This is a genomic window from Telluria antibiotica (assembly GCF_011682055.1).
In the GTDB taxonomy this organism is placed as follows: Bacteria; Pseudomonadota; Gammaproteobacteria; order Burkholderiales; family Burkholderiaceae_D; genus Telluria; species Telluria antibiotica.
Genome location: NZ_JAAQOM010000009.1, coordinates 202,786 through 222,045 on the forward strand (window position 1 = coordinate 202,786; position 19,260 = coordinate 222,045).

Below are 19,260 nucleotides of genomic sequence, written 5' to 3' on the forward strand. Positions count from 1 at the left end.
TCACCCCAGCGCCAGCTCGACGGCGGCCGCCGCGTGCAGCCCCGTCGTGTCGTACAGCGGCACGGGGCTGTCCTCGGGGCCGACGAGCAGCATGATCTCCGTGCAGCCGAGGATGATCGCTTCCGCGCCCGCGGCGACGAGGCGCCCGATCACGGCGCGGTAGGCATCGCGCGACGCGGCTTCGACCTTGCCCTGCACGAGTTCGTCGTAGATGATGCGGTGCACGGTCGCGCGGTCGGTGGCGTCCGGCACGATCACGTCGAGCCCGTGCAGGTCGGCGAGGCGGCCCTTGTAGAAATCCTGTTCCATCGTGAACGCGGTGCCCAGCAGGCCGACGCGCTTGTGGCCGTCCGCCTTGATGCGTTCCGCTGTCGGGTCGGCGATGTGCAGCAGCGGCAGGTCGACGGCGGCCCGCAGCCGGTCGTACGCCTTGTGCATCGTGTTCGTGCAAATGATGAGGAAGTCGGCGCCGCCCCGTTCGAGCCGCTGCGCCGCCTCGACCATCAGGTCGGCCGCATCGTTCCAGCGGTCTTCGCGCTGCAGGACGGCGATGTCGTCGAAGTCGAACGACCACATCAGGCACTGCGCCGAGTGCAGGCCGCCGAGGCGGTCGCGCACGCCCTCGTTGACGAGGCGATAGTATTCGGCCGAGCTTTTCCAGCTCATCCCGCCCAGCATACCGATGATCTTCTGCGCCATGCATGTCTCCTGTCGAGGTCGAGCCGTCCAGTATAGCCAGAAGGCCGATATGGCGCTGCCGCTCGGCGATTCGATCGAAGGCCGGCTGGCGTTCCGGCGCTCAGCGGATCACGGCCAGCGCGGCGAATTCCCCCACCGCGAAGTCGACGAACGCGCGCAGCCGCGGGGCCATGTGGCGGCTGCTGCGCAGCACGAGCTGCACGGGCAGGGGTTCCGGCTCGTAGCCGGCGAGCAGCCGGCGCAGCTGGCCGGCCTGCAGGTCCGGCTCGACCTGGTACGACAGCGCACGGGCGATGCCGAAGCCGTCGCGCGCCGCCGCCAGCACGGCCTCCACGTCGTTCATGCGCAGGCGCGGGGCGTAGCGCACGACGTGCTCGCGGCCTTCGCCGCGGAAGCGCCATTCGGCCACGCTGCGCACGGACGTCGACATGATCAGCTCGTGGCCCGCCAGGTCCGCGGGCACGTGCGGCGTGCCGTGCCGGTCGAGGTAGGCGGGGCTCGCCACCGTCACCCGCCCGACTGCGCCCAGCCGCCGCGCGACGAGGCTCACGTTCGCGAGCGGGCCGATGCGCACGGCCGCGTCGATGTCGTCCTCGATCAGGTCGACGTTGCGGTCCGACAGCGTCAGGTCGACCTGGATCTCCGGGTGCAGCGCGAGGAAGCGCGTGACGACGGGCGCCACGTGGCGCCGGCCGAACACGGTGGGCGCCGTCAGCCGCAGCAGGCCGCGCGGTGCGGCGGCGCCCGGCGGCTGCAGGGCGGCGTCGTAGTCGGCCAGCAGGCGGCGCGCCTGGTCCGCGAGGCGCAGGCCCGTTTCCGTCGGCGTCAGGCGCCGCGTGCTGCGCTCGAACAGCCGGGCGCCCGCGCGGGTCTCGAGCGTGCCGAGGATGCGCGTGACGGCTGCCGGCGAGCGGCCCAGCTTGCGCGCGGCGGACGCCATGCTGCCCGCGTCGAGGATGGCGATGAATACGTGCAGCTCGTCGAGTCGGTCCATTATTTCAAAAGTCGGAATGCTGAATTGTCATTATGCCGGATTCCGATAAGAATGCGTCCGCACTACGATGGCGTCATCGACCACCCACACAGCGAGACGACCATGACCCGCATCCTCCACGGCACCCGCCTGTCCGGCCACACGCACCGCGTGCTGATGTTCCTGCACTTCCTCGACCTGCCCCATGAATTCGCCGACAGCCCGGCCGCCGTGCGCGCGGCCCCGGCGTTCCGCGCGTTGAATCCGCTGGGCCAGATTCCCGTCCTGCAGGACGGCGATGTCGTGCTGGCGGACAGCAACGCCATCCTCGTCTACCTCGCGAAGCGCTACGCGGCCGGCACCGCGTGGCTGCCGGAAGATCCGGTCGGTGCCGCCCGCGTACAGCGCTGGCTGTCGCTGGCGGCGGGCGAGATCGCGTTCGGCCCGGCCAGCGCGCGCATCTGCAAGCGCTTCTACGACACGGGCGTGCCGGCGGCGTTGTCGCAGACGTTGGCCGGGCGCGTGCTGGGCCTGATGGAAGGCGAGCTGGCCGCGCGCGACTGGCTTGCGGCCGCCGTGCCGACGATCGCCGATCTCGCGTGCTACAGCTACGTCGCCCACGCGCCGGAAGGCGGCATCGCGCTGGACGCGTATCCGCACGTGCAAGCGTGGATCGCACGCGTGCAGGCGCTGCCGGGCTTCGTCGCGCTGCCCGCGGAGTAATCGATCATGGATGGCGACCGCATTCCCATGCCCTTCCATGAAGGCGAGTTGCGCGCGCAGGCACTGGCCGGTGTCGAGCCGTTCAGCGCGCCGATCCGCAATCGCATGCCGGATCAGCACCGCACGTTCTTCCCGTTGCTGCCTTTCGTCTGCGTGGCCGTCGCGGACGCCGACGGCTGGCCGCTCGCCACGCTCGTGCAAGGTCCGCCGGGCTTCGCCGCATCGCCCGATCCGGCGCGCCTCGACGTGGCCGCGCTGCCGACAGTGTGCGACCCCGTGCGGGCGCGCCTGCTGGCCGGCTCGCCGATCGGCATGCTGGGCATCGACGTCGGCACGCGCCGGCGCAACCGCCTGAACGGGGTCGTCGCGCTGGTTGGGGAAAACGGCTTCGCCGTCGACGTCGTGCAATCGTTCGGCAACTGTCCGCGCTACATCCACGTCCGGTCGCTGGTGCCGGTCGAGCGCGCGCGCGGCCCGGTGACGATGTTCCGTACCAACGTCCCGGACCGGGCGCGCGCCATGCTGCTTGAGGCGACGACGTTGTTCGTCGCGAGTGCCAGCGGCGCCGGCGCGGAAGGGGCCGCGGCGGGCCTGGACGTTTCGCATCGGGGTGGCCCGGCCGGCTTCGCGCGGCTGGACGGCGACGTGCTGACGGTGCCGGACTTCGCGGGCAACCGCTACTTCAACACGCTCGGCAATTTCGTCGCGGAGCCGCGCGCGGCGATCGTGCTGGCCGACGTCGCGACGGGAGACATGCTGCAGCTGCAGGGCCGCGTCGACGTCGACTGGACCGCGGCCGACCCGGGCCGCGTGCCACCGGTGGAGCGCGTGTGGCGCTTCCGCATCGAGCGGGGCTGGCTGCGGCCGGGCGCGTTCGGGCTGGCCGAGCGCACGGAATGATCAGGCGGCGCGGCGCTTGACGGCCAGGTCGGCGTCCGCGGTTTCCTGCGCGAGGCGGCGTTCCAGCATCGCCAGCACGGCCGCTTCTTCCGGCTGCAGGTCCTGCAAGTCCTCGACGAGGCTTTCCTCGGCGCGGGCGCGCAAGCCTTCCAGCATCGTGCCGTCGAGATAGGCGTCCAGCACGGCCGGGTGCACGTAGCACTTGCGGCACACGGACGGCGTATTGCCGAGCCGTTCGGCGACGGATTCGATGGCGCGCACGACGTTCTTCTTGGCCTGGGCGTCGGAATCGACGGTCTCGAATTCCTGCAGCGCCATCGCGGCGAGGACCGTGCCGGACCACGTGCGGAAGTCCTTCGCCGTGTAATCCTCGCCCGTGATCGTGCGCAGGTAGTCGTTCACGTCGGAAGAACCCACCGTGTGGCGTTCGCCGTCCTCGTCGAGGTACTGGAACAGGTCCTGGCCGGGCAGGTCGCGCGTGCGCTGGATGATGCGCGCCAGCCGCCGGTCGTGCACCGTGACGTCGTGGTAGACGCCGCTCTTGCCGCGGAAGCGGAATTCGACTTCGCTGCCGTCGATCTTGACGTGCCGGTTGCGCAACGTGGTCAGCCCGTACGACTTGTTCTCGCGGGCGTATTCGTCGTTACCGATGCGCATCATCGTCGCCTCGAGCAGGTAGACGATCGTCGCCAGGACTTTTTCGCGCGGCAGGCCGGGCAGGGCGAGGGCGCGGTCGACTTCCTTGCGGATCTTCGGCAGTGCCTTGCCGAAGTTGATCATGCGTTCGTATTTCACTTCGTCGCGCACCGCGCGCCATCTCGGATGGTATCGGTACTGTTTTCTCCCGCGCGCATCGCGTCCAGTCGCCTGCAGGTGGCCGTTGGCTTGCGGGCAGATCCACACGTCCGTCCACGCGGGCGGGATCGCGAGCGACTTGATGCGTTTCAGCGTCGCCTCGTCGTCGACGGGTTCGCCCTTCGCATCGACGTAGCGGAACGCGTCGCCATCCGGCTCGCGGTGGATGCCCGGCCGGTCGTCGAGGACATAGCGCAAACCCGCGGCCTTCGCGGCGGCGGGCGGATCGGTGTTCGGCACGGCACTGGCGGGCGTGGCGTCTTCGCTGTTCATCGGGGGCTCGTCGTTCGACTGGTGCGCCCAGTCTACGCTGGCGCCCTGTGCGCACCGTTCGGGAACTAACGTAGCTAGAATGCCGGATGCCCAGACAAAATCCCATCTTCCCCGGCCCGCGCACGGCGCGCGGCCTCGTGCTCGCCGTGCTGCTGTCGAATGCCGACCAGGCGGGCGCCGAACCGTTGCGCGGCCGCGTGACGCTCGCCGCCATCGTCCGCGCCCTCAAGCGCAAATACCACTGGCCCATCGAGACGACGAGTTTTCCGTCGAACGCGCCGGACGGACGCGCGACCTGGGCGACCGTGTACAGCCTGCCGCCCGACGTCATCGCGGCCGCGCTCGACGCGCGCGGGCGCGACTGGCTGAGGAGCAGCCTCGGGGAGCGCGGCGCCGGATGAGCCGCAGTCAATCCTGCTGGTAGCGCGCTTCCAGCAGGTCGATCTGGCGCAGCAGCTTGCGCGCCGTTTCGTCCGAGACGTCCATGCGGCGGGCGAGGCGCAGCACCGTGTCGCGCTCTGCGTTCAGCGCGAGCAGGCGGTATTGCCGTTCCGTGCGCTGCAGCGCCTGCGCGTCGCTGTGGCCCACCGCGGCATCGGCCGTCGCGAGGCGGTGCCGGTACAACCGCAGTACGTGCGCGAGGGCCTGGCCGTGCTGGTCCGCCGTGCCGGCATCGGCCTTCTGCGCCTGTTCCAGCGCCGTGATCGCCGCCTGCGTGGCCGCGTGGCGCGCGTCGTCCTCGCTGCACGTCGCTTCCGGCTCGTCCGGCATCGTCAGGCCGCGCAGCACGGCGGGCAGCGCGGCGCTGGCCAGCAGCAGCGAGAACACGATCACCGTGGCGGCCAGGAAGATCGCCAGCTGGCGGGCCGGGAACGGATCGCCGTTCGGCAACGAGAGCGGCAGTGTCATCACGCCTGCCATCGTGAGCGCCCCGCGCACGCCGGACACGGAGGTCGCGAGCATCACGCGCAGCCGCGGCTTGAACAGCTGGCGGCCGAGCCGCTTGCGGTTCAGCAGCGTCAGTTGCAGCGAGATCCAGACCCACGCGAAGCGCAGCAGCACGAGGCCCACGCTCAGCGCGAGCGCACGGCCGGCGAGCCAGGCCAGGTCGAACGGCGCGCCGCCGGCCGGGTGCAGGGCGCCGCGCACGATGTCGGGCAGTTGCTCGCCCAGCAGCACGAACATGGTGCCGTTCAACGTGAACTGCAGCGTGTCCCAGATGACGTTGCGGCGGATGCGCGTACCGGGCGTGGCGGCGCCGGACAGTTCCAGGTAGCTCATCGTGACACCCGCCGCGACGGCCGCCAGGATGCCGGACGCGTTCAGGCGTTCGGCCACGAGGTAGGCGCCGAACGGCGTCAGCAGGTTGATGAGCACGGGCACGCCGTCCGTCTCGCCGAAGCGGCGCTGCAGGATGCCGTGCGTGCGCGTGATGGCGACCGTGATCGCGACGCCGGCCGCGACACCGGCCAGCGCGATCCACAGGAACGTCAGGCTCGCGCGCGTCGGCGAGAATTGCCCCGTCATGGCGGCGGCCACGGCGAAGCGGAAGCACACGAGGCCACTCGCATCGTTGAGCAGGCTTTCGCCCTCGATGATGTGCTGCAGGCGCGGCGGCATCGGCACGCGCGCCGTGATCGACGACACGGCCACGGGGTCGGTCGGCGCCACGATGGCGGCCAGCGCGAACGCGACGGCCAGCGGCATCGCGGGGATCATCCAGTGCAGCAGCCAGCCGGCGCCGGCGACGGTGAACATGACGAGGCCCAGCGCCAGCTCGAGGATCGTCGCCTTGTCGCGGAACAGCCCGATCTTCGGAATGCGCCAGCCGTCCACGAACAGCAGCGGCGGCAGGAACAGCAGGAAGAAGATGTCCGGGTCGAGCGCGACGCCGTGGCGGAACACCCCGGAGATCACGGCGCCCAGCGCGATCTGGATCAGCGGCAGCGGCAGCGCGACGGGCAGCAGGCGCGCCAGGTAGGCGCTGGCGATCACGGCGACCAGCATCGCCAGCACGACTTCGACGGTCTCCATGGCACCTCCTTTCCGTGCCGATGATAAGGGATGGGCCAGATGGGCGCGGTACGGTATGCTTGTGTGTATTGACATCTCCGGGAGACGCCATGACATCCACACTGCGTATGCTGCTGGCATCCGTACTGGCCGCGCTGTCCACCGCCGCCGCGGCCCAGGTCTACCACGTGGCCGAGATGAACGCGACCCAGATCGGGGCGCTCGACCGCGCGCGCACGGCCGTGATCCTGACGGGCGGCATCCTCGAGGAACACGGACCCGCGCTGCCGTCCGGGACGGACACCTTCATGAACGAGTGGTGGACGCAGTCGCTCGCGGAGGCGATCGTCGCGCGGCCCGGCTGGAAGGTCCTGCGATTCCCCACGATCCCGCTCGGTACGTCCGGTGCGAACGTGTTCGGCGGGCGCCACGTGTTCCCCGGCTCGTACACGGTGCGCCCGGAAACGGAGCGCGACGTCTTCATGGATCTCGCCAGCGCGCTGGGCGAGCAGGGCTTCCGCTGGATCTTCGTGATGCACAACCACGGTTCGCCCTTGCACAACCTGATGCTCGACCAGGCCGGCGACTACTTCCATGACACGTACGGCGGCACGATGATGAACCTGCCCGGCCTGCTGCTGGGCGACACGGAAGCCGCGCGGGCGCGTCCCGCGGCAGCCATGCGGGAAGAGGGGCATTTCGAGGTGCACGCGGGGATGTCGGAGACGAGCCGCATCCTGTTCCTGCGTCCCGACCTCGTGGCTGGCACGTACGCGACGGTGCCCGCGAACACGGCCGATTCGCCGGCCGACGCGGCGCGCATCGCCCGCGCGCCCGGCTGGCAGGGTTATATCGGGTCGCCGCGGCAGGCGAGCAGCGCATACGGCGCGCGCGAGATGCGCGAGCGTTCGGCGCTGTTCAACCGCACGGCGCTCGCGGTGCTGGACGGGGCGGATCCGGCGCAGTGGACGCGCTTGTCGGCCGTCGCGTTCAAGGATCCGGTCATCGACGGCGTCGAGCGGGGGACGCGCGCAGAGGCGGACCGGATCGCGCAGGCGCAGCGTGATTGGTTGAAACGGCACGGCGTGAAGTGAACGCCGGCGTCGCGGTATGCCGGCACGCGTGGGCACGGGGTGCCGACCCTACGGCCAGCGAGAGTATCGTAGGGTGGGCTCCCCGAGCCCACGCGAAACGTCGCGGACCCGCATCGTAAAGTGCCCACCGCGGATCAGCGGCGGATATTTGCTTCCGCGGCCGCAGCGAGGATATCGGCCAACTGCATCGTATTGACCGGCTTGACGAGATAATGGTCGAACCCGGCCGCCATCGACGCGTCGCGGTCCTGCTGGCGGCCGTAGCCCGTCATCGCGATCAGCGTGGACCCCGCGGCCTGGGGCAGCAGGCGTAGTCGGCGTGCCAGTTCGTTGCCGTCGAAATCGGGCAGCCCGATGTCGAGCAGGCACACTTCCGGCACGAACGTCTTCGCCAGTGCCAGCGCGTCGGTGGCGGAATACGCGACTTCCACACGGTGCCCGCCGGAGCGCAGGAACAGCTGCAAGGTGTGCACGGCATCGACGTTGTCGTCCACGAGCAGGATGCGCAGCGGCACGGCGCCCTCGCCCTGGCGTTCGCCGACGACGGACGGCGGCGCAAGCACGACGTCCTGCGTGTAGCAGGGCAGGCGCACGGTGAACGTGGAGCCTTTGCCGAGGCCCGCGCTGTACGCCTTCACTTCGCCGCCGTGCAATTCCACGAGGCTCTTCACGAGGGCCAGGCCGAGGCCGAGGCCGCCCTGCGACCGGTCCGGCGTGCGCTCGGCCTGCGTGAACAGGTCGAACACGCGCTCGACGAGCGCAGGCTCCATGCCGATGCCGTCGTCCGCGACCGTCAGCACATAGTCGTCGCCGTCGGCGTCCACGCGCAGCTGGATCGTGCCGCCTTCCGGCGTGTACTTGGTCGCGTTGTTGAGCAGGTTCGCGCATACCTGCACGAGGCGCTTGTGGTCGCCCTTGACGTAGGCGGGTGCGGGCGGCAGCTCGATCACGACGCGGTGGCGGCGCGCGGCGATCAGGGGTCGGATCTGCTCGGCCGCATCGTCGACGACGCGCTTGAAATCGAGCACCTGCGTCGCCAGCGACACGAGGCCGCGCGTCACGCGCGACACGTCCAGCAGGTCGTCGACGAGGCTCGTCATGTGGTCGACCTGGCGCACGATGATGGAGCAGGTCTGCGTGATCTGGGCGTTATCGGAGTGCAGCAGCTTGAGGAGGTGGGCGCCCGTGCTGATCGGTGCCAGGGGATTGCGCAGTTCGTGCGCGAGCATCGCGAGGAATTCGTCCTTTCGCTGGTCGGCCGCGCGCAGCTCGCGCTCGGCGAGCGACCGGGCCGTCTCCTTCTTTTGCAGCGCGGCCGCCATGCGGTCCAGCGCGAGCGCCAGATTGCCGATCTCCTCGTGGCCGTAGGCGATGCCGGAGCGCGCCTCGAGGTCGCCGGCCGCGATGCGTTCGGCCGTGCCCATCAGCTTGCGCACGCGCTGGACGATCAGCACGTCGCCGACGAGCCATGCGGCCAGCAGCGCGAGCAAGGTCGTGGCGCCGAGGCCGAGCAGCGACATGATCTGGTCGTGGCGCGCGGCCGAGACGATCGTCTCCGTGGGGATGCCGATCGTGACCGTGTAGTCGGTCAGCGCGGGCGCGCCCACGCGGGCGAACGTGTGCAGGCGCTCGATGCCGTCGTCGCCGCGGATCGTCACGGCGCGCTGGCCCGCGGTGTTCATCGCCTCCAGCGTCGCGGGCGACAGCTTGGTGCCGAAGTAGCGTTCCGGATCGGGCCGGCGCGAAATGATGCTGCCGCGCGCGTCCGCCGTCGCCAGCACGGAGCCGGGCGGCAGATTGATGTCGTTGATGAAGGTGTCGAGGCCTTCCAGGTCCATCGCCGCGAACACGACGGCCAGCACCTTGCCGCTGCGGTCGATGACGGGGTAGGTGAGGTTGATCGTGTGCTTCTTGATGACGCGGCCGAACACATAGTCGCCGGCGATGAAGCGGCGCTCCGAGATGGCGCGGCGGAAGTGGCTGCGGTCGCCCAGGTTGACGGGATGCAGCAGCGGCACGGCGCTGCACGTGACGTCGCCGTTCAGCTGGATGAGGCCGAAATTGACGAAGCCCTCGTTGCGGTCGAGGACGTCGGACAGCAGCGACGTGCACTTGGCCGTGTCGCCCATCAGGTCGGGGACGCTGGCCAGGTCGACGAGGATCTGGCGCGCGCCCTCGATCGATTGGGCTTCGTTGGCGGCCGCCATGCCGGTCAGGCGGCGCAGGTTTTCTTCGGATGCCTTGACGGCATGCTCGCGTTCGCGGATGCCGGACAGGATCGTCATTACCGCCAACGGGGTGATCGCCAGCGCGACCAGCAACATGAGCCGGCTGCGCAGGCTGTTCAGCCGAAAGCGGCTCAAGCGAGATGTCATCTTATCTATCTTCTATCTGCCGCCTCGTGAGCGGCAAACGCTTCACCAAATTCGATTATCCTGCGAAAGCCTTCGCGCAGCGTCGGCACGTCGTCCGAAATATAGCCGAGGCGGATGAAGCCCGGCACGCCCAGCGCCTCGCCCGGCATCACGGCCACGCTCTTTTCCTCGAGCAGCGCTTCGGCGAAGCCGACGGTGTCCATCGTCAGGCTGCGTACGTCGCCCCACAGGTACGGACCGGATGCCGGCGCATGCATGACGATCCAGGGGACCTCGGCAAACAGCCGCGCTGCCAGGTCGCGCCGTTCACGGTAGTCCGCCATCATCGCGCGCGGGGCACCGGTCGCGAAGGCGACGCTCGCCGCCACCTGCGACAAATGCGGCGCGGCTGCCGTGATCGGGCCCTGCAGCGTCTGCATCGCGTTGACCACCTCCGCAGGCGCCAGCGCGAAGCCGACCCGCCAGCCCATCATGGCATAGCTTTGCGAGGCCGAAAACAGCGTGACCACGCCGATCTCCCGCCAGTCGCACAATGCCGCGAGGCTGGTGTGTCCGCCCTCGAAGATCAGGTGTTCGTAGCTTTCGTCGACGATCACCCGCGCCCCGATGCGCGCCACCCATGCACAAAGGTATTCCAGTTCCCGGCGAGTGTACACCTTGCCGGTGGGATTGTGCGGGTTATTGATGATGACGATGTCCGGCTGGCCGAGCCCGTCCAGGAAGGCGGGCGTGATTTCCTCAGGCAAGTCGGCCAGAATGGGGCGCAAGCCCAGTAGTTGTGACGTAGCAACATATGCGGGCCAGTGTGGCTTGAACACGAGGACGGTGTCGCCCGGATCGGCCATTGTATACAGTGCTTCGTACAAGCCCTGCTTGGCGCCGTTCGTCACGATGATCTCGTCGGGGCTCGCGTCCACCCCGTTTTCGGCACGCACCTTGGCCGCCAGGTGTGCCCGCACGTCGAGCGCGCCCACGACGCTCGTGTACGGCATGATGCGCTGGCGTTCGACGGCGGCGTTCACGGCGTCCAGCACAGGCCTGGGCGCGGGGAAATGCGAGATGGCGATCGAGAAATCGATCACGGACTGGCCTTCGTTACGCAGCGTTTCCACGCGGCCGTGCATGGCTGTCGTGGCGAGTGGACGGGAAGACGCGATCCGGGCTGAAATTTTCATTGTTCTCTCTTGGGAATGATGTTACTGAAAAGTCAAGGCGCGGCTGCCAAAGGCATGGTGTTTCCTAATTGTACTAAAGCCGTGAAACCTTGCCGCACAAGTGAATATTCGGCTGATAATGCTCGTTGCATATGAGAAAACATCGTGCGGGAGCGGGACGGGCGACGCCGGGCGCGCGATTCTGGTACGGTGGGGGCAAGTGAATCGATGCAGGAGGACACCATGCAGCAACCCATCGTACGCACGTTCAAGCACGTCACCGCGGCCGAGCAGGCGCGCCTCGAATTGCTGGCCGCGGGCATCGCGGCCGACGACGTCGCGATCGACGTCCGCGTAGACGAGGCCGGTCCACCGCAGGGCAATTTCACGGTGGGCGATTCGCCCGCCGTCACGGGCAAGACCGCCTATTCGCACACGTACGCGCCCGTCGCGCAGGAGGACGTGCGCGACTGCCAGGTCACGGTGAGCCCGGCCGATGCGGCGCTGGCCGAGCGGGCCGCCGCGATCCTCGACCGGCTGGGCGGCCACGACCCCGACCCGGCATCGGCCGCCGCGCTCGCCGCGCGCCAGACGCGGCACTGAGTTTGCGCGACAATGGGATGTCGCGGCGTGCCGCCGCTTTTGGAGAAACGATATGAGTGCGATTCACCTCGACAAGTCCGACGCCCTGCTCGTGATCGACATGCAGGCCGACTTCCTGCCCGGCGGAGCGCTCGGGGTGGCCGGCGGCCATGAAGTCGTCGCACCCATCAACCACTTGATCGAGCTGTACCGCGCCCAGGGCCTGCCCGTGTTCGCATCGCGCGACTGGCACCCGCAAGACCACTGCTCGTTCCAGGCCCAGGGCGGACCGTGGCCGCCACACTGCGTGGCTGGCACGCCTGGCGCCGAATTCGCGGCCGAGCTGGCGCTGCCGGACGACGCCGTCGTCATCTCGAAGGCCGACACGGCCCCCGTCGACGCCTATTCCGCGTTCGGCGCCACCGACCTGGCCGCCCAGCTGCGCGCCCGCGGCGTGGAGCGCGTGACGGTGGTGGGTCTGGCGACGGACTACTGCGTACTGAACACCGTCAGCGACGCGCTGGAAGAGGGGTTGACGACGCTCGTCGTGCCGGAAGCCATGCGCGCCGTCGACGTGCACCCGGGCGACGGCAGGCGTGCGCTCGACCGCATGGTGGCGCGCGGCGCAGTGCCGGTGCGCCTCGGCGAGTTCGGGATGGTCGCGCTGTCCGTCGCGTGATCGCCATGGCGTAATTCCCGTCGCGTGATTCCCGTGGAGGTAGGGTGGGCTCCCCGAGCCCACGCGCACGTGAGCGACATGCATGCGTTACGCGTGGGCACGGGGTGCCCACCCTACGACAGCAGAACCAGATACCCGTCGACATCGCGGCTGTGATCGCGCCGCAGCACGGCGCGTTCCGTCGCGATCACCGCGAACCCCGCCGCCTGCGCCGTCTCCGTCACGTACGCCAGCGCGTGCGCGAACCGGTTCGACGGCTGCAGCGTATATCCGGCCGCGGCCCCAACACAGTCGTCGGCCAGCGCCTCGCACGACAGCGCGAACACGCCGCCCGCGCGCAGCACGCGCCGCATCCGGGCGAACAGCGGTGCCAGGTCCCCGAGGTACACGAGCACGTCGGCCGCGACGGCGAGGTCGCACGGCGCCGTGCGCGCCGCCAGCCACTCGACGATGTCGGCGCACGCGAGTTCGTCGTACAGCCCCAGTTCCGCAGCCTTGTCCAGCATGCGCTGCGACAGGTCGACACCCGTGACGTGGCGCGCCAGCGGCCGCAGGAAGGGCGCGCACAAGCCCGTGCCGCAACCCAGGTCCAGCACGGCCGCGAGTGGCAGCGCCGCGAGGTGCGGGCGCAGCAGCGCGTCCAGCAGCGCCGGCGTGCGGTAGCCGAGGACGTCGACGAGGTGGCGGTCGAAATGGCCCGCGTACTGGTCGAACAGATGCTTCACGTAGTCGGCGGGCGCGGCGTCCGGTTGCGCCGCCTCGCCCAGCGCGGCCAGCGCGAACCGGATGTCGTCCGCGTCCGCGCCCAGCGCGAGCGCGCGGCGATAGGCCCCGATGGCCGCGTCGCGCTGCCCGAGCGCGCGCAAGGCGTTTGCGCGGTAGTGCTCGGCCAGCGCATAGTCGGGCTTCAGCGCCAGCGCCCGTTCGTAGCTGTGCAGCGCGGCGGCGAGGTCGCCCGATTTCTTCAGCGCGGCGCCGCGCGCGCACCATGTGTCGGCCCGCGGTGCCAGCGCGAGCGCGCGGTCATAGGCGTCGACGCTGGCCGCGTGCCGGTCCAGCGCCTGCAGCGCGTGGCCCAGCGCGACGAGGGCGTCGGCATGCGCGGGCCGCAGCGCGAGGGCCTGTTCGGCGCTCGCGGCCGCGTCAGTGTGGCGCCCCAGGTCGTGCAGCGCGATGGCGCGGTGGCACCACGCGTCCGCCAGCGCCGGGGCGATGCCGAGGGCGCGTTCGTAGCTGTCCAGCGCGTCCTGCAGGCGCCCGAGCCGGCGCAGCGTGTTGCCCCGGTTGTCCCAGGCGAGCGCATAGCCGGGGTCGAGGCGCAGCGCCGCCTCGTAGCTGGCCAGCGCCGCGTCGGTCCGGCCCAGGTCCTGCAGCGCGGCCCCCAGGTTGCAGTGGGCGCGCGGCTGCCGCGGGTCGACGCGCAGCGCTTCCTCGATCAGTTCCACGGCGCGCGCGGGCCGGCCACGCTGGCGCTCGACCACGCCCACGAGGTGCAGCGCATCGAACTGGCGCGGGTCGATCTCCAGCACGCGCCGGTACAGCGCGAGGGCGTCGTCGAGCCGGCCCTGCTGGTGCAGGCGGACGGCCTGGCCCAGCAGGTCGGACACGGAGGGTGCCGTCACCCGCTCAGCCCCACGACAGGTCCGTCGTCGCAAGCGGCAGCTCGCGCACGCGCTTAGCCGTAGCGGCGAAGATCGCGTTGCAGACGGCCGGCGCGAGCGGCGGGAATACGGGTTCGCCCAGGCCGGTGACGGGGTAGTCCGTCTTGAGGAAATGCGCTTCGATCTTCGTCGGCGTGTCCGGCATGCGCAGCAGCGGGTAGTCGTGGAAGTTGCTCTGCACGATGCGGCCCTTGTCGATGTCGAGCGCCGGATACATCAGCGTGGAGAGGCCGTCGATGACGGAGCCCTGCACCTGGTTCTCGGCGCCGGACAGGTTCACGATCTGCGCGCCGATGTCCGCGACGACGACGACGCGGTCCACGCGCAGCCGGCCTTCCTTCGACACCGTCACCTCGGCCACTTCGGCGACATAGCCCCGGTGGCTGAAGTGGAAGGCGACGCCGGCGCCCTGGCCGCGCGCGAACTTGCGCTGGCCCCAGCCGGATTTTTCCGCCACCGCCTTGAGCACGTGGCGCATGCGGCCCACGTTGTACGGCACGCCGCGCTCGCCCGTGCCCGCGACGAGGTCCTTGTCGCCGAGGAGGTCGAGGCGGAACGCGATCGGGTCGCGGCCGGCCGCGTGCGCGAGTTCGTCGATGAAGCTGTGGAAGACCCACGCGAACACGTTGCTGCCCGGCGCGCGCCACGGCCCCATCGGGATGCGGCATTCGAGCGGCGTCTGTTCGATCAGGCAGTTGGCGAGCCAGCGGCCGGGGAATTCGTCGCCGGACAGGTTGGCGCCGCTGCCTGGTTGCAGCACGCTCGCCGTGCCGCCGTCGTTTTCCTTCTTCTCGACGCGGTTCGCGAACGTGACGAAGTGGTCGTGCCACGCGACCACCTTGCCCTGCTCGTCGACGCCGCCGCGCAGGAAGTGGAAGCCGCCCGCGCGGAAGTGGTCGTGGCGCAGGTCGTCCTCGCGCATCCACGTCAGCTTGACGGGCGCCTTGACCTTTTGCGCGATGGCGGCCGCCTCCACGATGAAGTCGGACGACAGGCGGCGCCCGAAGCCGCCGCCGCTGCGCGTGATGTGGACGGTGATCTTGTCCTTCGGGATGTTGAATGTCGTGGACACGAGTGCCTGGCCCGCGCCCGGGTTCTGCGTGGGCGCCCACAGTTCGAGCGTGCCGTCCGCCGGCTTGAACCATGCCGTGCAGTTCTGCGGTTCCATGCTCGCGTGCGAGATGAACGGGTAGAAGTAGTTCGATTCGACGGTGCGCGCGGCGCCGGCGAGGGCGGCTTCCACGTCGCCGTCCTTGCGCATGATCGCGGCGCCGGGCTGGCCGCTCGCTGCGTGCGCCTGGGCGAGGAAGCCCGACCAGCTGTGGTGCGCGCCGTCGCCTTCGTCCCATGCCACCTGCAGCTTCTTGCGGGCGCGGAACGCGTTCCACGTCGAGTCGGCGACGATGGCGACGCCCGGCCGCAGGCCATTCAGGTTTTCCGTGCCCTCGACGATGAATGCGGCCTTCACGCCGGCCATCGCCTTGACGGCGTCCAGGTTCGCCTCGACGGGGCGCCCGCCCAGGACGGGGCATTTCACGTACGTCGCGTACAGCATGCCGGGCAGCCGGGTGTCGATGCCGAACAGCGGATCGCCCGCGACGATCGCCGCGTTGTCGACACCGCCCACGCGCGTGCCGAGCAGGCGGTACGTGGCCGGGGCCTTCACGACGACGTCGGCGGCGGGCGGCACGGGCAGCGCGGCGGCCGCGCGCACGAGGGCGCCGTAGCCCAGCTTGCGGCCGCTCGCGCCATGCACGACGGTCCCGTTCTCCGTGCGGCATGCGGACGCCGGCACGTTCCACGTCTGCGCGGCGGCGCGCACGAGCAGCGCGCGGGCGGTGGCGCCGAGGCGGTGGAAGTTGTCGTAGTTCGTCGGCGTCGACGTCGAGCCGCCTGCGCCCTGCGAGCCGTAGATCGGGTTCAGGTCGCCCTGCACGACGCGCACCGACTGCCAGTCGACGTCGAGCTCCTCGGCCAGCACCATCGGCAGCGACGTCTTGATGCCCTGGCCGATTTCCGGCTGCTTCGACACGAGCGTCACGCGGCCGTCCGTGCCGATGCGGATGAACGCGTTCGGGACGAAGTCGGCACCCGTCTCGGCGTCGGCCGCCGCGGCATCGGCCGCCGCGGCATCGGCCGCCGCAACGATCGCCCCGCCGGGCAGGACGCCAAGCAGCAGCGCGGTGCCGGCGGCGTGGCCGAGGAAGCGGCGGCGGGCGGGTGAGGTCGGCGCGCGGCTCATGCCTTGTCCTTCGCGGTGCCCGCGGCCGCGATGTCCGCGGCGCGGTGGATGCCGGCGCGAATGCGCACGTACGTCGCGCAGCGGCACAGGTTGCCCGCCATCGCCTCGTCGATCTGCGCGTCGGTGGGGCGCGGATGCTGCTTCAGCAGCGCGCACGCCGTCATGATCTGCCCGGCCTGGCAATAGCCGCACTGCGGCACGTCCAGTTCGACCCAGGCCTGCTGCAGCGGATGCATGGCGCGCGCGTCGAGGCCTTCGATCGTCGTGATGCGGCGCTTGCCGACGCTACTGACCGGCAGCTGGCAGGCCCGCGCCGGCTGGCCGTCCACGTGCACGGTGCACGCTCCGCAGGCGCCCACGCCGCAGCCGTATTTCGTGCCGGGGAGGCCCAGCGTATCGCGCAGTGCCCACAGCAGCGGGGTGTCCGCTTCGACGTCGACGGCGCGGGCCTTGCCGTTGACGTGCAGTGTGTATTTACTCATGTCTCGTGGGATGGATTCGGTGCCGGACTAAAACTGTGCCATGCTAAACCAAACGGCCCCGTCGCGAGCAACGTTTTGGCATTTTTCGCATCAAATCCGGGCGCTGTGACATACTGGTGCGGTCCCCTACGCAGCGACGCACCGTCCCGACCCGACCCTCATGCGACGACCGATTTCCTTGCCGACCACCTTGCGCAGCCGCCTGGCCGGTGCCGTCGGCGTGCTGGTGCTGGGTACCACCTTGCTGGCGGGGCCGCTCGCGCTGGACGTGGCCGAGCAGGATTTGCGCGCCGTGCTGGGCGGGCAGCAGTACACGATGGTGTCCGGCGCCGCCGCCTTCCTCGATGACCTGCTGCAGGCCCGCCTGCGCCAGATGGCGGCGCTGGCCGCCGCGCTCCCGGCGGACGCGCGCCGCGACCCGCGCCGCATGCAGGCCTGGCTGGCCGCGCGCACGGCCGATGCGCCCGATGGCTTCGCCGACATCAGCGCCTTCGCGCGCAGCGGCGAACTGGTTGCGTCGGGGGCGACCGCGCCGGGCGTCCAGCCCCTCTCGGCCGCCGGCCGCCCGTATTTCGAGGAGACGCTGCTGCGCGGACGCGGCATCGTCTCCGATCCCCTGCAGAACCGCCTGTCCGGCGCCAAGATGGTGCTCGTCACGGCGCCCGTGTTCAACGACCACGGCGAGATCGTCTACGTGCTGGCCGGCCGCATCGACCTGCAGCATGCGCGCTTCCTGCGCCAGGTCGACGCGTTGCGCCCGGGCGGCACCGGCTATCTGTTCCTGATGTCCGCCGACGGCGTGCTGATCGACCACCCGGCCCGCGAGCGGGTGATGGAGCGCATGGACGACAAGCGCGGCGGCGAGGCCGGCCTGCAGGCGGCGCTGCGCGGCTTCGAGGGCTGGCTGCACGGCAGCGACGGGTCCGGTCCCGCCATCGTCACCTATAAACGCCTGGCGACGAACGGCTGGATCCTCGGCGCCCACTACCCGGAGGCCGAGGCGTTCGCGCCGCTCGCGCGCGTGCGCCGCACGGTGCTGGCCGTCGCGGGCGCGCTGGCGCTGATCGCCGCGACGCTCGCGTGGTGGCTCGTGCGGCGCGGCCTGCAGCCGCTCGATGCGCTGCGCCGCAACGTGGCCGCGGTGCGCCACGGCGGGGCTGCGACCGACGTGCTCGCGCTGGCCCGCCGCGACGAGGTCGGCGAACTGGGGCGCGCGTTCCACGACCTCGTGCACGCGCGCGAGCGCGCGGCCGCCCGCATGCGCGCGATCGCCGACAACGTCCCGGCCGTCATCGCCTACGTCGACCGCGACGAGCGCTTCGAATTCACGAACGCCGGCTTCGACCGCATGATCGGCACCGCGCCCGACTGGGCCCTCGGGCGCACGGTGCGCGAGGCGCTGGGCGACGCCGGCTACACGCGGCTGGAACCCCTGATTCGCGCCGCGCTGCGGGGCGAACATGGCCACGTCGAGGACGTGCGCAGCGACGACGCCAGGCGCCACCAGATGATCGACACGATTCCCGACGTCGACGCCGACGGCCGCGTCGTCGGCTTCTTCGTCCTTGCGATGGACATCAGCGAGCGCAAGGAGGCGGAGCTGGCGCAGGCCGCGAGCGAGCAACGCCTGCGCCTGATCGCCGACAACCTGCCCGTGCTGATCTGCTACATCGACCGCAACCACCGCATGGGCTTCGGCAACGCGACGTTCCATGCGTGGCTGGGCCTCGATCCGGTGCACCTGCCCGGCATGCACCTCGCCGAAGTGCTCGGCAAGCCCGCGTACGACGCGGCGCGGCCGCGCCTGCGCCAGGCGTTCGAGGGTGTCGGCGCCACGTTCGAGATGCCGCTGCAGGCGCTGGGCCGGCACCGCATCCTGGAATGGACGTTCGTGCCGGACGTGCAGGCGCAAGGCCGCGTGACCGTCGCCGTCGCGGGCGTGTACGCGCTCGCGCACGACATGACGCGCGTGAAGGAGGCCGAGAGCCGCCTCGTGCAGATGGCGCGCTTCGACAGCCTGACGGGTATCGCGAACCGCCGGCTGTTCGGCGAAATGCTGGGGCAGGCGCTGGAACGCGTGCGGCGCCAGCGCCAGGTGCTGGGCGTCGCCTACATGGACATCGACCACTTCAAGACGATCAACGACACGTGGGGGCATGGCGTCGGCGACGAGGTGCTGAAGGAATTCGCCCAGCGCCTGGCCGGCTGCGTGCGCGTGACCGACACCCCGGCGCGCCTCGCCGGCGACGAATTCGTCGTGCTGCTGGAAGACGTCAAGGGTGTCGAGGAAGCGGAGCGGATCGGCGCGAAGATCGTGGAAGCGATCCGCCGGCCGTTCGCGACGGGCGCCGGCAACCTGGACGTGACGGCCAGCGTCGGCATCGCGCTCGTACACGGCGCGGACGGCCCGCCGCCCACGCAGGACCAGGTGCTGGGTCGGGCCGACACGGCGCTGTATGCGGCCAAGAATGGCGGACGCGACCGTTGCGTCGTGCGCAGGGAGGACGCAACGGTCGCGCCGCCCGGGCCGCAGGCGGCGACGCGCCTGCGTTGAC

Annotated in this window: 16 protein-coding genes; 7 read left to right on the forward strand and 9 right to left on the reverse strand. The window is 70.4% G+C overall.

The genetic code is table 11. The features are described 5' to 3' along the window. Together HAV22_RS16205 and HAV22_RS16210 are read right to left on the reverse strand one after the other, a co-directional pair. Complete coding sequence (locus tag HAV22_RS16205; RefSeq protein ID WP_166860294.1) at nt 1–699, reverse strand: aspartate/glutamate racemase family protein; 699 nt, start codon at nt 697–699, stop codon at nt 1–3. Between the two features lie 100 nt (nt 700–799). Continuing rightward, nucleotides 800–1,693: a LysR family transcriptional regulator gene (locus HAV22_RS16210; RefSeq protein ID WP_166860296.1), complete on the reverse strand. Its 894-nt coding sequence runs from the start codon at nt 1,691–1,693 to the stop codon at nt 800–802. A gap of 102 nt (nt 1,694–1,795) precedes the next feature. On the opposite strand from HAV22_RS16210, the gene HAV22_RS16215 reads away from it, so the two are divergent. Both HAV22_RS16215 and HAV22_RS16220 read left to right on the forward strand, forming a co-directional pair. Beyond that, nucleotides 1,796–2,395: a glutathione S-transferase family protein gene (locus HAV22_RS16215; RefSeq protein WP_166860298.1), complete on the forward strand. Its 600-nt coding sequence runs from the start codon at nt 1,796–1,798 to the stop codon at nt 2,393–2,395. 6 nt (nt 2,396–2,401) lie between these two features. Continuing rightward, nucleotides 2,402–3,295, forward strand: a complete 894-nt coding sequence (locus HAV22_RS16220) for a pyridoxamine 5'-phosphate oxidase family protein (protein ID WP_166860299.1) — start codon at nt 2,402–2,404, stop codon at nt 3,293–3,295. On the opposite strand, the gene HAV22_RS16225 is transcribed toward HAV22_RS16220, so the two are convergent. Then, nucleotides 3,296–4,423: a DNA topoisomerase IB gene (locus HAV22_RS16225; protein WP_166860301.1), complete on the reverse strand. Its 1,128-nt coding sequence runs from the start codon at nt 4,421–4,423 to the stop codon at nt 3,296–3,298. It abuts the gene before it with no gap. Between the two features lie 86 nt (nt 4,424–4,509). On the opposite strand from HAV22_RS16225, the gene HAV22_RS16230 reads away from it, so the two are divergent. Continuing rightward, nucleotides 4,510–4,824 carry a hypothetical protein gene (locus tag HAV22_RS16230; protein WP_166860303.1) on the forward strand — a complete coding sequence of 105 codons (315 nt, stop codon included), beginning with the start codon at nt 4,510–4,512 and terminating at the stop codon, nt 4,822–4,824. Between the two features lie 7 nt (nt 4,825–4,831). Here HAV22_RS16230 and HAV22_RS16235 read toward each other — a convergent pair whose 3' ends face one another. Beyond that, a complete protein-coding gene (locus HAV22_RS16235) occupies nt 4,832–6,457 on the reverse strand; it encodes a Na+/H+ antiporter (protein WP_166860304.1) in 1,626 nt (541 codons plus the stop codon). Nucleotides 6,458–6,546: 89 nt separating this feature from the next. On the opposite strand from HAV22_RS16235, the gene HAV22_RS16240 reads away from it, so the two are divergent. Continuing rightward, nucleotides 6,547–7,530, forward strand: coding sequence for a creatininase family protein (locus HAV22_RS16240; protein ID WP_166860306.1), 984 nt, complete (start codon nt 6,547–6,549; stop codon nt 7,528–7,530). A gap of 134 nt (nt 7,531–7,664) precedes the next feature. Here the strand turns inward: HAV22_RS16240 and HAV22_RS16245 are convergent, their stop codons facing one another. After that, nucleotides 7,665–9,905, reverse strand: a complete 2,241-nt coding sequence (locus HAV22_RS16245; protein ID WP_166860308.1) for a hybrid sensor histidine kinase/response regulator — start codon at nt 9,903–9,905, stop codon at nt 7,665–7,667. 5 nt (nt 9,906–9,910) lie between these two features. Continuing rightward, the gene (locus HAV22_RS16250; RefSeq protein ID WP_229421270.1) at nt 9,911–11,029 is read right to left on the reverse strand and encodes a pyridoxal phosphate-dependent aminotransferase; all 1,119 of its coding nucleotides are present in this window, start codon (nt 11,027–11,029) and stop codon (nt 9,911–9,913) included. A gap of 273 nt (nt 11,030–11,302) precedes the next feature. Between HAV22_RS16250 and HAV22_RS16255 the strand changes: the two genes are divergently transcribed. Together HAV22_RS16255 and HAV22_RS16260 are read left to right on the forward strand one after the other, a co-directional pair. Beyond that, complete coding sequence (locus HAV22_RS16255) at nt 11,303–11,662, forward strand: hypothetical protein (protein WP_166860312.1); 360 nt, start codon at nt 11,303–11,305, stop codon at nt 11,660–11,662. A gap of 52 nt (nt 11,663–11,714) precedes the next feature. Further along, nucleotides 11,715–12,320, forward strand: a complete 606-nt coding sequence (locus HAV22_RS16260) for an isochorismatase family protein (protein ID WP_166860314.1) — start codon at nt 11,715–11,717, stop codon at nt 12,318–12,320. Between the two features lie 113 nt (nt 12,321–12,433). Here HAV22_RS16260 and HAV22_RS16265 read toward each other — a convergent pair whose 3' ends face one another. The 3 genes from HAV22_RS16265 to HAV22_RS16275 are packed head-to-tail and all read right to left on the reverse strand — an operon-like array spanning nt 12,434 to nt 16,705. Further along, nucleotides 12,434–13,942 (reverse strand): tetratricopeptide repeat protein, encoded by a 1,509-nt coding sequence (locus HAV22_RS16265; RefSeq protein ID WP_166860316.1) that lies wholly within the window; start codon nt 13,940–13,942, stop codon nt 12,434–12,436. A gap of 4 nt (nt 13,943–13,946) precedes the next feature. Beyond that, nucleotides 13,947–16,223 (reverse strand): xanthine dehydrogenase family protein molybdopterin-binding subunit, encoded by a 2,277-nt coding sequence (locus tag HAV22_RS16270; protein ID WP_166860318.1) that lies wholly within the window; start codon nt 16,221–16,223, stop codon nt 13,947–13,949. Then, entirely contained in the window at nt 16,220–16,705 is a 486-nt protein-coding gene (locus tag HAV22_RS16275) for a (2Fe-2S)-binding protein (protein ID WP_166860320.1), read from the reverse strand. The genes HAV22_RS16270 and HAV22_RS16275 overlap by 4 nt, the downstream gene beginning before the upstream one ends. Before the next feature lie 160 nt (nt 16,706–16,865). Here HAV22_RS16275 and HAV22_RS16280 point away from each other — a divergent pair, with 160 nt between their 5' ends. Further along, on the forward strand, nt 16,866–19,259 hold the full coding sequence (locus HAV22_RS16280) for a sensor domain-containing diguanylate cyclase (protein WP_166860322.1): 2,394 nt from the start codon (nt 16,866–16,868) through the stop codon (nt 19,257–19,259). The last annotated feature ends 1 nt before the right edge of the window (nt 19,260 follow it).

Excerpts from the sequence above, each read along its gene's own strand:
- HAV22_RS16260 (WP_166860314.1), top strand. The coding sequence starts at position 11,715 with ATGAGTGCGATTCACCTCGACAAGTCCGACGCCCTGCTCGTGATCGAC.
- HAV22_RS16235 (WP_166860304.1), bottom strand. The coding sequence starts at position 6,457 with ATGGAGACCGTCGAAGTCGTGCTGGCGATGCTGGTCGCCGTGATCGCC.
- HAV22_RS16205 (WP_166860294.1), bottom strand. The coding sequence starts at position 699 with ATGGCGCAGAAGATCATCGGTATGCTGGGCGGGATGAGCTGGAAAAGC.
- HAV22_RS16270 (WP_166860318.1), bottom strand. The coding sequence starts at position 16,223 with ATGAGCCGCGCGCCGACCTCACCCGCCCGCCGCCGCTTCCTCGGCCAC.
- HAV22_RS16215 (WP_166860298.1), top strand. The coding sequence starts at position 1,796 with ATGACCCGCATCCTCCACGGCACCCGCCTGTCCGGCCACACGCACCGC.
- HAV22_RS16245 (WP_166860308.1), bottom strand. The coding sequence starts at position 9,905 with ATGACATCTCGCTTGAGCCGCTTTCGGCTGAACAGCCTGCGCAGCCGG.
- HAV22_RS16275 (WP_166860320.1), bottom strand. The coding sequence starts at position 16,705 with ATGAGTAAATACACACTGCACGTCAACGGCAAGGCCCGCGCCGTCGAC.
- HAV22_RS16255 (WP_166860312.1), top strand. The coding sequence starts at position 11,303 with ATGCAGCAACCCATCGTACGCACGTTCAAGCACGTCACCGCGGCCGAG.
- HAV22_RS16225 (WP_166860301.1), bottom strand. The coding sequence starts at position 4,423 with ATGAACAGCGAAGACGCCACGCCCGCCAGTGCCGTGCCGAACACCGAT.
- HAV22_RS16240 (WP_166860306.1), top strand. The coding sequence starts at position 6,547 with ATGACATCCACACTGCGTATGCTGCTGGCATCCGTACTGGCCGCGCTG.
- HAV22_RS16280 (WP_166860322.1), top strand. The coding sequence starts at position 16,866 with ATGCGACGACCGATTTCCTTGCCGACCACCTTGCGCAGCCGCCTGGCC.
- HAV22_RS16230 (WP_166860303.1), top strand. The coding sequence starts at position 4,510 with ATGCCCAGACAAAATCCCATCTTCCCCGGCCCGCGCACGGCGCGCGGC.
- HAV22_RS16250 (WP_229421270.1), bottom strand. The coding sequence starts at position 11,029 with ATGCACGGCCGCGTGGAAACGCTGCGTAACGAAGGCCAGTCCGTGATC.
- HAV22_RS16210 (WP_166860296.1), bottom strand. The coding sequence starts at position 1,693 with ATGGACCGACTCGACGAGCTGCACGTATTCATCGCCATCCTCGACGCG.
- HAV22_RS16220 (WP_166860299.1), top strand. The coding sequence starts at position 2,402 with ATGGATGGCGACCGCATTCCCATGCCCTTCCATGAAGGCGAGTTGCGC.